The organism is Pseudoalteromonas luteoviolacea (assembly GCF_001750165.1).
GTDB lineage: Bacteria > Pseudomonadota > Gammaproteobacteria > Enterobacterales > Alteromonadaceae > Pseudoalteromonas > Pseudoalteromonas luteoviolacea_G.
In genome coordinates, this window is record NZ_CP015411.1 from 4,245,760 (window position 1) to 4,259,628 (window position 13,869).

The window sequence follows — 13,869 nt, forward strand, 5'->3', positions numbered from 1 at the left end:
CAATGCCGATTCGGATTGCATTTAGCCTCTTTTACCTGTTTATGCTCTCCCCCATCTATGCCAATGCAGCAAGCTGGCATCACGTAGATAAACACACGGTACTCATTGAACCGACTAAAGAAGCACGTTACCTCATCCCGAATCAAGCTATCATCCAAGGCGATAAGTGTGCAGCTCTGATAGACAGCCACGGAGACTTCGTTGCACTTGAACTATTAGTTGCGCAAATACGTTCAAAACTGACAGTTCCTTTGTGCTACATCGTCGCCACTAACTTAGACCCTAAACAGCTCTCTGGTACCGCATTACTCAAAAGCGCATTTCCAAATGCTGTTATTTATACTCCTGAAGATAAATCTTCCAAAACGAACTCGATAGGGGATGTGATAAAACAGGAGTTAGACCAAAAACTCGCAGGGTTTGAGCAAAGTCTTTTACTGAGTCAACAACGTATTTCTCATGCCCCCGAGCTTGAACAACTTGATTGGCATACCAAGCTACAACAAGCTAAGCAACGCTTGAGCCGTTGGCATAAAATACCTCCTCCAACAGTTGTACCCTTGTCTACAGCGGTCAGTCTAGAGCTAGGAAATTACTCACTCACAATCACCCCCATTGAAGGGTATAAAGGCTCAGCACTGTATGCACATAGTCATAACAATCAAGCACTTTTTGGTGGCCACACGACAAATGCCTTGCCATATATTGCCCAGGCTCAAACTGTAAACTGGCAAAAAACATTACACACACTTAAACACTCCCAACAAATAAAGTGGATACTCCCTGGGTATGGTAAACCTTATAAAAAGGAAAAACTTCACCTGCCTATACGCTTTTTATCGCTGTTAAACTCGAAATACAACTCAACAGAAATTGAGGAATTACGGCTTCAATATCAACAAAATGGCTTTGCTAAAACTCAATTTGACGCCTATTTTGAACAAGCTGAAAAGCAAAAAAAGCACACTAGCTTTTGAACAAATAACCACCAGAAGGTATAGTACGACACATGAACTATGCTAATTTATCTGTCGATCACTCATAGTGTTTTCCAGTGTTAAGCGCCTATGATCCGTAAGAATATTTATTTACAATTGTGTTGCTGCGTCATTTTATTGAGCACCTTAGGGTGCAAGCAAACACCTATTCAACGTGCTTCTCTTCAGGATGTGCTGCAAGACTTATTAACTGAAAAAGCGCCCGTAACAGTGGTTCAAACTGCGCCACAAACCACAGTGCAAGAACCGGTACCGCCAAAGCCTTATCGTTCACCTGACATATGGCAGCATATTGCCCACAACCTAAGCTTTGAGCAAACGCCGCATCAACGTATCAAAACAAGAGTCGATTGGTATTTATCGCAACCAGAATACCTGCTTAGTGTAAACCGACGCGCTGAGGCGTATTTATACCACATAGTCAAAAAAATAGAGCAACGCGGATTACCTCTCGATCTTGCGCTTTTACCCTTCGTTGAAAGTGATTTCCGCCCTCAAGCGGTATCAAAACAAAGTGCCGTTGGCGTCTGGCAATTGGTAGATGCCACAGCCTACCACTTTGGTTTGCAAAGCAATGATTGGTATGATGGCCGACGTGATGTACTTGCATCCACAGATGCCGCACTCTCTTATTTAGCGTATTTACACAAAACATTTGAAGGTAACTGGCTACACGCCATTGCAGCCTATAATACCGGTGAAGGCAGAGTGAAAGCGGCTATCAAGCGTAATCGCAAAGCAGGAAAAAGCACACATTATTGGCACCTAAAACTGCCAAAAGAAACCGCAGATTACATCCCCAAACTGCTCGCACTGAGTTACTTATTGAAACACCCTGAAACAGGATTTAAACGGCCGGAGCTTGCTAATAAGGCGACCACCACGATTTTAGATGTTGGCCAAGCATTTAACTTTGGCGTGCTTTCACAACTTCTTGATATCGATAAACAACAACTACATGACTTAAACAGCGGTTACTTGCGGCATCAAACGCCAGAACAAGGCCCATACAAGGTATTAGTGCCACTCACTGAGCAGGCGTTATTGCAAAGCCCATTTTATCGAGAGCAATTTAGCAAGCGCTACCAAGTCAAACTCAACGACACCTTATATGGCATTGCACGCCAATTTGGCACCTCAGTGAACAAAATAAAGCAATTAAATAATAAACAAAATAATTTGATACGTGTTGGTGAAATCTTATTGATTAATCAGGCGAATATTAATCGTTCTCTTACTGTTAACTATCAGATCAGTCCCTATTTAGAGCAACAAGTGGCCCCGGAACAAGCAACTATTGAGCATCATCATACCATTGTCGCTGGTGACTCTTTGTGGGATTTAAGTCAACACTATCAAGTACCTTTGAAAGATTTGCTCGATTGGAACAATTTACAATCGGCAAGTATTTTGTCTCCCGGTAAAGTACTGATCTTACATTTACCCACACAAGTTAAAGCACAACCAAAGAATTCAGTGACTACACCAAGCTATCTCGATGTACTTGAAGAGGCAACCCAACTAAAAGAAGTCCCAAGCCCTGCTGAACCTAGCTTGCCCCCAGACTAGGCCCTGACGTAGAATATAAGGCCACATTCACGAGACAAAATAATCGATATGCAAATTACAAAAGATACAGCGGTAGAATTTCATTACACGCTAACAGAAGGTTCAGAGCAAATTGAATCCAGCACAAACGGCGAACCGCTTAGCTACTTGCATGGCCAAGAAGGCATGCTTCCTGGTCTTGAAGCAGCCCTAGACGGAAAATCTGCCGGCGACAAGTTTTCGGTTACATTAGAGCCAAAAGACAGCTATGGTGAATACCAAGAAGGCCTAATTCAACGTATCCCAATCAAACACTTACAAGGCTTAGGTAACAACAAAGTATGGAAACCAGGTATGACAGCCATCGTAGACTCTAATCAAGGCCGTCATCAAGTAAGCATCGTCAAAGTCGGTCGCTTTAACGCGGATTGTGATTTAAACCACCCTTTTGCTGGTAAAACACTGACTTTTGATGTTGAAGTAATTAATGTCAGAGCAGCAACAGCTGAAGAGCTGTCTCATGGCCATGTGCACGGCGCAGGCGGCTGCGGTCACGACCACTAAGGAAAATATATGCAACCTGTTGCCATCATTACTGGTGGCAGCTTTGGCATTGGCAAAGCCATTGTTGAAAAGCTGCTGAATAAAAACTATCGTGTATTTAATCTCGACATTGTACACAGCGACCTCGGTGAGCACCGTCAATGCGATGTAAGTCAGGTTGAGCAAGTAAGACAAACCATCCAAAGCATTGTCGAAGAAACTGGGCGCGTAGATGCTTTGATATCAAATGCAGGAAAACACCTCAGTGCGACCATCGAAAACACCGATGAAGCCACATTGGATTCATTATTCGCACTCAATGTAAAAGGGGCCTATGCAGGGATACAAGCTGTCCTGCCCGCAATGAAAGCCCAACATGATGGTAAAATTGTGCTGATCTCGTCAGATCAAGCGCTTGTAGGTAAACCTAACTCTTTTGCCTACAACCTCAGTAAACATGCACTCGCCTCGATGGCAAAAACCACAGCTCTAGATTATGCACAGTACAACATACGCGCTAATGCAGTATGTCCAGGCACAATCGAAACGCCACTCTTCCACAATGCCATTGATAGATACTGTACACAAAGCGGTGCCGACAAAACGGAAGTGGTGGCCGAAGAAGCGGCTCTTCAGCCTTTGGGCAGGTTAGGGCAACCTAATGAAGTTGCAGCTCTGGTGGCATTTTTACTCAGTGATGATGCAGCGTTTATTACTGGCAGCTTACAAACAATAGACGGTGGTTACACAGCACGCTAATGAAGATTATCGACCCACATTTGCATTTTTTTGATCTCGACGAGGGCAATTACGAGTGGTTGAAACACAACCCTCCAGCTTGGCCTCACTTAGACTTGATCCAACAAAACCATTTACCGGCAGCTTTACAGAATATTGCTTTGTTCAAGGTAGCAGCCTGCGTGCATGTGGAAGCTGGGTTCGATAACAATCATCCTTTGAGAGAGCTAGAGTGGTTGGCCAACATCGTACCACCGCTCCCGTATAAAGCCGTCGCTTATGCCCAAATAGATAGTCCACACGAACAGTTTCGCAATGCACTACATAAGCTCCAACACCCGAGCTTAGTCGCCATCCGAGATATCACAGAAGGTGATGATGCCCAGCGATTACAATGCGAGCATACCAGACAAAACCTCTGTTATTTAGCAGAGCAAAACATACATTTTGAAGCGCAATTTGAAGTACATAACACAGTGATAAGTCGCCATATGTATGATATCTATCGCGAGCAACCAGCAGCCACCTTAGTGATTAATCACGCTGGGTTTATGACGGAAGGCCGTGATTGGCAAGAGAGTATTAAATTGTTGTCTCAAATAAAAAACTGCGTTATTAAGTTTTCTGGGCACGAGCTATTAGATGCACCGATAGCGCCACAGCACCAACTCAGTGCGCTATTAACTTATTTTGGATCCGAGCGCATCATGTTGGCATCAAACCACCCAGTTTGCTTAATAAAACATGATTATGAGACTCAGTGGCAACATTACTATGAACTTGTTCAACAAGTAGATAGCAAGGTATGGCACCAGCTTAGCTTTGAAAACGCGAAACGAGTATATAAGCTAGCAGTTTAAGAACGGATCTGAACCAGATCAAACGCAGCTAAGCTCGGTACAATCACTTGTAGTCGCTTTTCTGTTTCATCAAGTGTATTGAGGCACTCACAATATTCGTTTGCTTTCACTTCAAGCTGCGCTGCTTTTTGCTGCAATGATTTGTCAATTTCCTTCGAAATGATTTCCATACGCTGTCCCATGTCTGAGAAACGGCTTTCAATGTTCCCCTCTCGCGATTTAAACGCATCTCCAACTGACACCAAAATCGCCCCTAAAGAGCCGTGTACTGCAGAGTGAATTTTGCCACTGATCTCTTTGGTAAAGAAGTCATCAATTTTAGACAGAGACTGAGGTGCAATATAGTAAAAGTCTTCACCACGTTTAAATTTATCCATGAGCGCACGCTCAACATATTGCAGCTGCGTTTTTAGCACTTCAGGATTACTATCTGACATGCCCTCTACTACTTGCTCTATGGCACTGAGCCCTAAGTTGACCCCATCCGTCGCCAAATTAACAAGCTCAGGTACCGTATCGCGGATCCCTTTTGCATATTCTTGTAGAACTTGAGTTTCTTGCTCATTGAGCTCAACCCACATACCACGCACCAGCAGCTGGTTATCATTATTGATTTGTACACGAGTTTGGCCATTATCAAGTATGCGGATCACAGAATCAGTAATGATTAAACCATGCCCTAATTCGACATCACATTTATCATCAGCATGGACAAAACTTGATGCACTGAGCAACAGTGAAAAGAAAACAGATTTAGCGCTAGATATAGACAACTTCATACTACCCCCATACGTAATAGCACGAGGGTAGCAAATTTTATTTTTCAACCAAACTTATTTTTTAACCCGAGCAAGGTGTACATTGTAAATTTAAGCTGCAAAATACTTCCTAACCGCCACATAAATTCATTAATCAGAATTTGGACAGAAGGTATATCGCATTAATCGCACAAAAGCATCTGATGTTTTAATACTTGAACTGTCATTCAAGCCATCTGAAAATTGATAAGTCCACGCGCGTGAGATGTCTTTAACATTCGTGGTATTCGTCCAGTAATTACCACTGTGATTACCTAAAAATACCGTCGTATTGATGGCCGGATCCTCACAACTCCTCTCTACTAAAGTTGCCAGTTCTTTCACGTTTGGTAACTGCCAGTCATCATAGCCACCCAAGCGACTGTTACTTGCAGCAGCAAGTGCTTGCTGCCAATTCAGTTGTTGCTCTTTGTTATCACAACTCTCGGTTTCGGCGTTATACACAAAACCAAATGTGCATCTTTGCCACATAATATCGGTTTTGGTGTCGCATACGGTACCATCAGTATTAATGATAAAACGATCATCAGGTGTAGAAGGCGGCACTGAGGTGCTTGAGGCACACTGCTGAGCAATCGCAAAAGGGCTTAACAACGAAGCGACTAGAATTATTTTAATTTGCATTGGTATTACCTCGTACTAGCCTCACATACGCAGTTTGCGCTTTTGCACGAGGCACATCATTACCTGTTTCCATGTCAATTACATAGGCCCGAGTTAAATTTCCATCACTGCCATCAGTCCCCCCAACAGCGGTCTGAATAGTCCAATAATACAAGTGCCCTTGCAGTGATGTTTGTGGCACATTTGGGAAGAAAGTAGGATCTAAGACATGAACACCTACACGGCCAAAATCAACAATGCTCATCAACTCGGTATAACTTGGCAACCGCCAAGTATTACCGCCACAATAGCCGCCCGACTCACTATTTACGCGGTTAATAAAAGCTTGCACACCACATCGATAGGTATCGCTAATGTGAGGGCATGGTGCGGGAGCTATCACAGGGTACTCGCTGCCAATTAACTCTGTTCCGTCGGGGTCTAGAGCCCAAGTATAGTGATTTTGCGCATTGCGCGTTGAGGTGTTAGGTAATGTCCCTGCAGTTGCTTCTTTTACTTCCCACACTAATCCCGTGATATTATCTCGCACACAACTAAATGTGGATGCATCATCACGTAACTCTTTGCCATCGGCGTCTAGCTTAGTAAAATCAAAGGCAAGACTACCAGTGCCCTCTTTAGAAATAACTTGAGCAACACTGTCTCTACCCAGTTCAGCATCTTGGCGTGGAAACTCCGTATTTTCACAATTAATAATGGCAGTGTCATTGTAACAAGCACTTGCTCCACTATCGTTTAGATTACTCAGTGGTTTAGGTAAAATATCAATACGTACTTCGTCATCGCCGGTGCGATTTGATGAATCGGTCACGGTTACTTTAAAAGTCGCAAACGTTTTATCGTCTTTATCAGGCGCTTGGAACGTAGTTTTACAAGCGCTGCTATCGGCTAAGGTTATCGAATCCCCTGTACTGGATTGCTGCCAAGCACAAGTGTATTGACCATCAACAGTCATGCTTTTGGTCGCGTCTAAGGTCACGGTATCGAATTCCAATACCTGCTGGTCGTCCCCTGCGTTGGCCAACACCACCTTGTCATTTTTTGCCAGAGCAACGCTAAAATCGGTGGTTGTACTACCACCTTCGTCATCCGTGACGGTTAAACGCCACACAGCCGTTTGTGTATCGGCAAGTAAAGGGTGCACAAAACTTAAGGTCACACTGCCACTGTCTTCGACAGTGATATTGCTCGGTCCTGATATCAGCTCCCACTTATAGCCAACGACTTGACCATTTTCGTCAGGGTCACTTGATTCCTCCGCTGATAAAACAACGGTATCCAAATACTTTGAAGGAGGCGTTTCAGGACCAGTTTGGGTCACTTTGGCAACTGGGAGTTGGTTATTAGACGTGATATTAACATTGAGCGTGTCTGACACAAGTTCACCTGAAGGTGCCAAATAATCAACTTTTAATACTGCGAGGCTGTCCCCTTTAACATCGGGAGCGGTGACCGTGAGTTCTTCACCAGTTTGAGGGAAACCTTCGAATGAGGGACCTGAAGTCACTTGCCAGTTGAACGTGCCACCAGTTGGTGACGCTGTTGCTTTGAGTGTAAATTCATTCTTTTCTATGACAGTGACATCTTGCCCTGCATTGATGCTGGCTCTGACAACTTCTTCATCTGAGCCACCCGAGCCCCCACAACCACTCAATACAACAGAGACGGCTGTGACGATAAGCGATTTTTTTAGCATTACAACTCCTAACTGACTACCTCCGTGTCAAGTTAGAGGTAGCTATCTTGGTGAATCCGAACAAATAATTTAGTACCAATTTTACTGTAATCAACTTTGTATTCACGGCCATCTAATGACTGAATAAATAGCAGTCGTTTTACTTCACTGAATACGTCCGGACTTGATATTTGCACCACCTCTAAATAACGCTCTTTAGCTTCCCGACGATTTCTAGGTAACTCCTCTTTAAAAGGTATCAAACCAGTCGCAGTTACTTTAATCCTCGGGTGGGCTTCCCCATTTACGATCACTAAATCGAGCTTTTTATCTTTATGGATGATGGTATTTCGACCACTTTTAATAAAGGCTTTATCGAAGCTCATGTATATATCCTGTTACTTCATCTAGCGGTGGCTATTTGCTCATGCAAATCTTTGACCACCTTTTCTGGATTTAATTTCCAGTGGTTTAAAATAGTAGCAAATTGCCATATATCCCTATCCAAAACATTCGCGGGTAACAATAAGTCATACCCAGTGACCGTTTTTAAATTTTGCATCCGGTTTGCAAACATAGCCATTAGACCTGAATAAACTCGCCCGTTTGGCGACTCAAAACAGGTTTCTTCAACCAGCCATTCTGATGGACAATTGCCATTTGCGCAATGTATTTTAACAGCTTGTAAAAAAATATGTCGCTGTTCAATAAGCAACTTACCAGCCAAACGGGGGGTAAGCTCTGCTAAAAACTCATCAATATTGTTTAGTTTAATACCTACAGCATTTAACTCAAGGTTTTCAACTCCTTGAGTTACAAAAGGGACACCGCTGGAGTGAAAATTACCATGAGAAACGTGCATAACACCAAATTTATGTACATAGTTAAACGCTAATGTACTCAATTCAATGCTATAAAAAGGTTGCTGGCTTTTCAAAAACCCAAGTAATATCGAGCAGATAGCGGCAGCAGCTAGCGCCAGTTCTAAAATTGTCGGTGGCGTAGCACGCAATGTCACAAACAAAATTATGATCCCTAAGCAAATACCACCAGCAAGCATAAACTCTATACTATGGCGGTTTGCAGACGCGCGTAACGAAACTTTATGCATAATAAAACCACCAATAAAATATCAGCATGGCAATAAGCCATACGAATAGTTTTCTCAGCTGTAAGCACCTTTTACAGGGTTTTGCTTTACGCATTTCAGTAACCTTTTAGGTACACAGTAATAAGTTCTGTTATATTTTCGTTTAATACACAAATATACAAGATATCCGTGATTTTCTCTCGTAAGAATTTTTGTACACTAATCATCTACAAATAGTGAGATTAAATTATGCGTGCAAAACAGTCGGGCAAAGCCCTTTTTCCTACTCTCATTTTAATGCTATTCGCATTATGCGGCTATCTCTATTTTCCCGCCTCACAAGGAGAGCAAATAAATCGTTCGGCCAAAGCCGTCGAAGTTTCAGTACATGAGGTTGTCACCGAACAACGCGCCATCACCGCACAAGCCATTGGCTCCGCCAGAGCTAATCAAGCTGTAGATATTACAAGCTCACATAGCGATTACATCAGTGACATCTTATTTGTGGATGGACAAACGGTTTCTCGCAATCAAAAGCTAGCTCAACTTAATAACAAAGAAGAACTTTTGGCTGTCAAAGAGTTGACTATCAATTTAAAAGAGCAGCAAAGACAATTGACGCGTTTGACTGAACTTGCCAAAACACAATCAGCAGCACGTTCCCAATTAGACGCGCAGCGCTCTATGGTTGATGCATTAAAAACACAGCTGCAAACGACCAAACTCAAATTATCTGAAATGAGCATTCACGCGCCTTTTGATGGCGTACTTGGTAAACGCTTGGTATCAATCGGCAGTTATGTCAAAGACAACACTCCGCTGACAACACTCGATGATATCAGTACCATTAAAGTGGATTTTCAGCTACCAGAAAAGTACTTGGCTAAGCTAGCTTTAGGAATGACTGCCAACGTCACCAGTGATGCCTATTCTGGTCGCGCATTTGTGGGCCAGATCTCACATATTGACCCTCGTATTGACGAAACAACACGCAGCATCCAAGTCACTGCCAGTTTTGAAAATCCTGATCATTCACTCCGCCCCGGCATGCTATTAAACGTGGCAGTGCACTTGCAGCAGCTCGACGCATTAATGGTACCGGAAAAAAGCTTAATACCACGACAAGATAAGCACTTTGTCTATGTCGTCAAGGACAACAAAGTACAGCAGCAGCAGATCACTTTGTTAAATCGCTTCTCAGGCTGGGTAGCCGTCACAGGACTCCAAGCTGGTGAATTAGTTGTGACTGAAGGCACCACCAAAGTACGCAGTGGTAGCCAAGTAGCTGTTAAGGGGTAACATGTGAAGATCACTGATATGGCCGTTAAACGGCCCACTTTTGCCATTGTTATCAACTTACTCTTACTCACATTCGGTATCGTCGCATTTACCATGCTGCCTTTGCGAGAGTATCCAGACATTGAGACTCCTATCGTTAATGTCAGCACCGATTACACTGGCGCGTCCGCTGCGGTGGTCGAAGCCAAAATTACACAAGTGTTAGAAAACCGCATTTCTGGAATAGAAGGCATAAAAAGTATTAACTCATCAAGTCGAAATGGTCGCTCTAATATCACTATCGAGTTTAACGTCAACAGAGATATTGATGCAGCTGCCAATGATGTGAGAGAACGCGTATCTCGCGCTTTAGATAGACTTCCAGAACAAGTTCGCCCTCCTGAGGTGTCTAAATCAAGTGACGATGAAAACGCCATCGCCTGGTTTGTTCTCAGTAGTACGTCGATGGATACATTACAACTTTCTGATTACGCACAGCGCTATGTTGTTGACCGACTTGCGGTTGTTGATGGTGTATCACGCGTACAAATTGGCGGGGAACGTAGATATGCCATGAAAATTTGGCTTGACCGTCAAGCCATGGCTGCGAGAGGTGTGACGAGCAGTGATATTGAAAGTGTATTGCGTCGTGAAAATGTCGAGCTGCCAGCAGGTGAAATTGAATCGCTAGACCGTGACTTTGCCGTTCGTATTGCCCGTAGTTACACATCGCAACGTGATTTCAATGATCTCGTTATTAAACGCGGTGACAATGGCTATTTAGTTCGCTTAGGCGAAGTGGCCAATGTGTCTTTAGAGGCACAAGATGAAGAAAGTACCTTCAGAGGAAACGGTAAAAATATGATTGGACTTGGTATTGTAAAACAAGCCAAAGCCAATACATTAGACGTTGTTGATAATGTCAAAAAAGAGCTTGTTGCCATCAAGAGAAACCTACCTGAAGGCACCAAAATCGAAGACAGCTATGACTCGTCTATTTTTATTCGCGAGTCTATTTCAGAAGTATATCGCACCCTCGCTATTGCTATGGGGTTAGTTGTTCTCATAATCTTTATCTTTCTAGGCAATATTCGCGCAACGCTTATACCTGCCGTGACGGTGCCAGTCGCACTGATTGCAACATTTATGTTTTTACTCGCAATGGGCTATTCAATTAACTTACTTACCTTATTGGCTCTGGTACTCGCCATCGGTCTCGTGGTTGATGACGCCATTGTCATGCTTGAAAACATTCACCGCCGCATAGAGCAAGGCGAACCAAGATTACTGGCAGCATTTAGAGGAGCCAGAGAGGTCGGTTTTGCAATCATCGCTACAACACTCGTATTGGTATCGGTATTTGTACCACTGATCTTTATGGATGGCCGGATCGGCGCCCTATTTACTGAATTTGCACTTGCAGTCAGTGCCGCGGTGATCTTTTCGAGTATCACCGCGCTTACTCTATCGCCCGCACTGTGCTCAAAAGTACTCAAACAAGAGCAAGAGGGGCGCTTTTCAAAGTGGATGAATCATCAATTTGGTAAGCTAGAGCAACACTATCAAAATGTATTAAGACGCAATATACACAGCCGCTATGGGCTCCTATTAGTTTTACTGCTGTCGGTGGCTGCGAGCTATGGTCTATTCAAACAAATCCCTTCCGAGCTGACTCCAAAAGAGGATCGCGGTACATTTTTCCTTATGATGAGTGGCCCTGAAGGCGCGAGCTATGAAAATAATGCCGCGAATATGGCACAAATTGAGCAACACCTCATGCCCTATGTTGAAAACAACGAACTTAGTCGCGTATTGATCCGTGTGCCAGGCTGGGGAAGTATGGGGGGAGTAGCCATTGTAGGTATGCCAGACTGGGATGAGCGTAAACGCTCTACGTGGCAAGTTATGTCAGAGATCAGTGGGAAAATGCAGCAGGTGACCGACGTCAGGGCGTTTGCCATTATGCGCCGTGGCATTGGCGGTGGAGGCTCTTCACGACCTATTGAGTTCGTATTACAAGGTAATGACTACCAAGAGCTCGCAGCTTGGCGAGACCGTATTTTTGAGCGTGCAAGAAGTAACCCTGGATTAGTGAGACTTGATCATGACTACAAAGAAACATTTCCGCAATTTCTGATCAGTATTGATAAACTCAAAGCGGCTGATTTAGGTGTGTCCACCGACGATATTGGTCGTACGTTAGAAACCATGCTGGGCCAACGTCGTGTCACCACTTTTATTGACAGAGGTGAGGAATATGACGTGATCCTCAAAGGCACCAAGGCAGACTTTACAACACCAACTGACATCAATAATGTGTATGTCTCTTCTCGAACAGGCCAACTGATCCCGCTCGATAGCCTGATCACCATCAAAGAAGAAGCCACTGCAGCAAGGTTAAATCGCTACAACCGCATGCGTGCAATCACCATTTCAGCCAATCTTGCAGAAGGCTATACACTCGAGCAAGCGCTAGAATTCTTGAACACCGTTGCCAGTGAAGAAAACCAGATTGACGGTGCCATCGACTATAAAGGCGAGTCTCAGCTCTTTTATGAAGGAGCATCTGCAATGACCTATGTCTTTATCCTTGCACTCACGGTGACATTCTTAGTTTTAGCGGCGCAATTTGAAAGCTTTGTGCATCCGTTTGTCATTATGTTAACAGTGCCACTGGGGTTAATTGGTGCCATGTTAGGCTTATACTTTAGTAACAACTCAATCAACATCTACAGCCAAATTGGGATTGTCATGCTAATCGGGCTCAGTGCTAAAAATGGAATTTTGATCGTGGAATTTGCCAACCAGTTACGCGATAAAGGTCTGGCATTTGAACAAGCTATCATCACCGCTGCGACGCAGCGCTTGCGCCCTATTATTATGACTTCATTGACTACGGTTATGAGCGCCATACCCTTAGTGTTAGCTACGGGTCCCGGCGCTGAGAGCAGAATGGTCATAGGTGTGGTCGTATTCGCAGGGGTAAGTTTGGCAACGATTTTAACCTTGTTTGTTATTCCAACAGCCTATAGCATACTTGCTAAACGAACCCGCTCACCTGAACATACCGCTGTTGAGTTAGGAAAACAGCAACAAGCTTTCCCTCATCGTGAGCAAAACGAAGGAGTTGAATAAATGAGTGAATCACAACTGGCCACGTTTGGTGGCGGGTGCTTTTGGTGTATCGATGCTGCTTTTCGTAGAGTTAAAGGGGTTACACAAGTGACATCTGGCTACAGCGGCGGCAATACACTCAATCCAACATATAAAGATATTTGCTCAGGTACCACTAACCATGCTGAAGTGGTCCAGCTGGCATTTGATCCCAATGTGGTATCGTTTGAGAAGCTGCTTGACATGTTTTTTACGCTACATGATCCCACTCAGCTTAATCGTCAAGGTAATGACATTGGTACCCAGTATCGCAGCGTGATTTATTATCACTCCGATGCGCAGTTAAAGCTCGCTCAAGCTCATATAGCAAAGTTGCAACCAGAGTTCCAAGACCCGATTGTCACAGAACTGAGCGAAATTGACACATTTTATGATGCCGAAAAATACCATCAAAACTACTTCGATGATAATCCCAATCAAGGGTATTGCAGCATTATGATTGCACCTAAAGTAGCTAAGTTTGAGCAGCGATTTAAGGCCAATTTAAAATAAGAAAGGTGAGCATTTGCTCACCTTTTTTGCT

At 43.7% G+C, this 13,869-nt stretch carries 13 protein-coding genes; 8 read left to right on the forward strand and 5 right to left on the reverse strand.

What is annotated here, in order from left to right; all coding sequences use genetic code 11:
* Window positions 1-2 precede the first annotated feature (2 nt).
* The 5 genes from S4054249_RS18270 (at window position 3) to S4054249_RS18290 (ending at window position 4,687) form a co-directional block, all read left to right on the forward strand.
* On the forward strand, window positions 3-977 hold the full coding sequence (locus tag S4054249_RS18270; protein WP_046355649.1) for a hypothetical protein: 975 nt from the start codon (window positions 3-5) through the stop codon (window positions 975-977).
* A gap of 90 nt (window positions 978-1,067) precedes the next feature.
* Window positions 1,068-2,567, forward strand: a complete 1,500-nt coding sequence (locus S4054249_RS18275) for a transglycosylase SLT domain-containing protein (RefSeq protein ID WP_080928327.1) — start codon at window positions 1,068-1,070, stop codon at window positions 2,565-2,567.
* A gap of 48 nt (window positions 2,568-2,615) precedes the next feature.
* The gene (locus tag S4054249_RS18280) at window positions 2,616-3,110 is read left to right on the forward strand and encodes an FKBP-type peptidyl-prolyl cis-trans isomerase (protein ID WP_046355650.1); all 495 of its coding nucleotides are present in this window, start codon (window positions 2,616-2,618) and stop codon (window positions 3,108-3,110) included.
* Window positions 3,111-3,119: 9 nt separating this feature from the next.
* Window positions 3,120-3,848 carry an SDR family NAD(P)-dependent oxidoreductase gene (locus S4054249_RS18285; protein ID WP_046355651.1) on the forward strand — a complete coding sequence of 243 codons (729 nt, stop codon included), beginning with the start codon at window positions 3,120-3,122 and terminating at the stop codon, window positions 3,846-3,848.
* On the forward strand, window positions 3,848-4,687 hold the full coding sequence (locus S4054249_RS18290; protein WP_046355652.1) for an amidohydrolase family protein: 840 nt from the start codon (window positions 3,848-3,850) through the stop codon (window positions 4,685-4,687). Before S4054249_RS18285 ends, S4054249_RS18290 begins: the two co-directional genes overlap by 1 nt.
* Here S4054249_RS18290 and S4054249_RS18295 read toward each other — a convergent pair.
* The 5 genes from S4054249_RS18295 to S4054249_RS18315 all read right to left on the reverse strand — a co-directional run bounded on the left by S4054249_RS18295 (window position 4,684) and on the right by S4054249_RS18315 (window position 8,915).
* Window positions 4,684-5,466 (reverse strand): YggN family protein, encoded by a 783-nt coding sequence (locus tag S4054249_RS18295; RefSeq protein WP_046355653.1) that lies wholly within the window; start codon window positions 5,464-5,466, stop codon window positions 4,684-4,686. The genes S4054249_RS18290 and S4054249_RS18295 overlap by 4 nt on opposite strands.
* Before the next feature lie 129 nt (window positions 5,467-5,595).
* Window positions 5,596-6,129, reverse strand: a complete 534-nt coding sequence (locus S4054249_RS18300) for a DUF1566 domain-containing protein (protein WP_046355654.1) — start codon at window positions 6,127-6,129, stop codon at window positions 5,596-5,598.
* The gene (locus S4054249_RS18305; protein ID WP_046355655.1) at window positions 6,119-7,825 is read right to left on the reverse strand and encodes a DUF1566 domain-containing protein; all 1,707 of its coding nucleotides are present in this window, start codon (window positions 7,823-7,825) and stop codon (window positions 6,119-6,121) included. The genes S4054249_RS18300 and S4054249_RS18305 overlap by 11 nt, the downstream gene beginning before the upstream one ends.
* A gap of 32 nt (window positions 7,826-7,857) precedes the next feature.
* Entirely contained in the window at window positions 7,858-8,190 is a 333-nt protein-coding gene (locus S4054249_RS18310) for a hypothetical protein (protein WP_039608288.1), read from the reverse strand.
* A 17-nt stretch (window positions 8,191-8,207) separates the two neighbouring features.
* A complete protein-coding gene (locus S4054249_RS18315) occupies window positions 8,208-8,915 on the reverse strand; it encodes a DUF2982 domain-containing protein (protein ID WP_046355656.1) in 708 nt (235 codons plus the stop codon).
* 228 nt (window positions 8,916-9,143) lie between these two features.
* Here S4054249_RS18315 and S4054249_RS18320 point away from each other — a divergent pair, with 228 nt between their 5' ends.
* Genes S4054249_RS18320 through msrA form a run of 3 tightly spaced genes read left to right on the forward strand, consistent with a single transcriptional unit; the run spans window position 9,144 to window position 13,838 of the window.
* Entirely contained in the window at window positions 9,144-10,193 is a 1,050-nt protein-coding gene (locus S4054249_RS18320; protein ID WP_046355657.1) for an efflux RND transporter periplasmic adaptor subunit, read from the forward strand.
* A 3-nt stretch (window positions 10,194-10,196) separates the two neighbouring features.
* Window positions 10,197-13,307, forward strand: coding sequence for an efflux RND transporter permease subunit (locus tag S4054249_RS18325; protein WP_046355658.1), 3,111 nt, complete (start codon window positions 10,197-10,199; stop codon window positions 13,305-13,307).
* Window positions 13,308-13,838, forward strand: a complete 531-nt coding sequence (gene msrA, locus S4054249_RS18330) for a peptide-methionine (S)-S-oxide reductase MsrA (protein ID WP_046355659.1) — start codon at window positions 13,308-13,310, stop codon at window positions 13,836-13,838.
* The last annotated feature ends 31 nt before the right edge of the window (window positions 13,839-13,869 follow it).

Coding starts and splice junctions, on each gene's coding strand:
- S4054249_RS18280 (WP_046355650.1), top strand. CDS start 2,616: ATGCAAATTACAAAAGATACAGCGGTAGAATTTCATTACACGCTAACA.
- S4054249_RS18285 (WP_046355651.1), top strand. CDS start 3,120: ATGCAACCTGTTGCCATCATTACTGGTGGCAGCTTTGGCATTGGCAAA.
- S4054249_RS18295 (WP_046355653.1), bottom strand. CDS start 5,466: ATGAAGTTGTCTATATCTAGCGCTAAATCTGTTTTCTTTTCACTGTTG.
- S4054249_RS18305 (WP_046355655.1), bottom strand. CDS start 7,825: ATGCTAAAAAAATCGCTTATCGTCACAGCCGTCTCTGTTGTATTGAGT.
- S4054249_RS18290 (WP_046355652.1), top strand. CDS start 3,848: ATGAAGATTATCGACCCACATTTGCATTTTTTTGATCTCGACGAGGGC.
- S4054249_RS18320 (WP_046355657.1), top strand. CDS start 9,144: ATGCGTGCAAAACAGTCGGGCAAAGCCCTTTTTCCTACTCTCATTTTA.
- S4054249_RS18275 (WP_080928327.1), top strand. CDS start 1,068: ATGATCCGTAAGAATATTTATTTACAATTGTGTTGCTGCGTCATTTTA.
- S4054249_RS18310 (WP_039608288.1), bottom strand. CDS start 8,190: ATGAGCTTCGATAAAGCCTTTATTAAAAGTGGTCGAAATACCATCATC.
- S4054249_RS18270 (WP_046355649.1), top strand. CDS start 3: ATGCCGATTCGGATTGCATTTAGCCTCTTTTACCTGTTTATGCTCTCC.
- msrA (WP_046355659.1), top strand. CDS start 13,308: ATGAGTGAATCACAACTGGCCACGTTTGGTGGCGGGTGCTTTTGGTGT.
- S4054249_RS18300 (WP_046355654.1), bottom strand. CDS start 6,129: ATGCAAATTAAAATAATTCTAGTCGCTTCGTTGTTAAGCCCTTTTGCG.
- S4054249_RS18315 (WP_046355656.1), bottom strand. CDS start 8,915: ATGCATAAAGTTTCGTTACGCGCGTCTGCAAACCGCCATAGTATAGAG.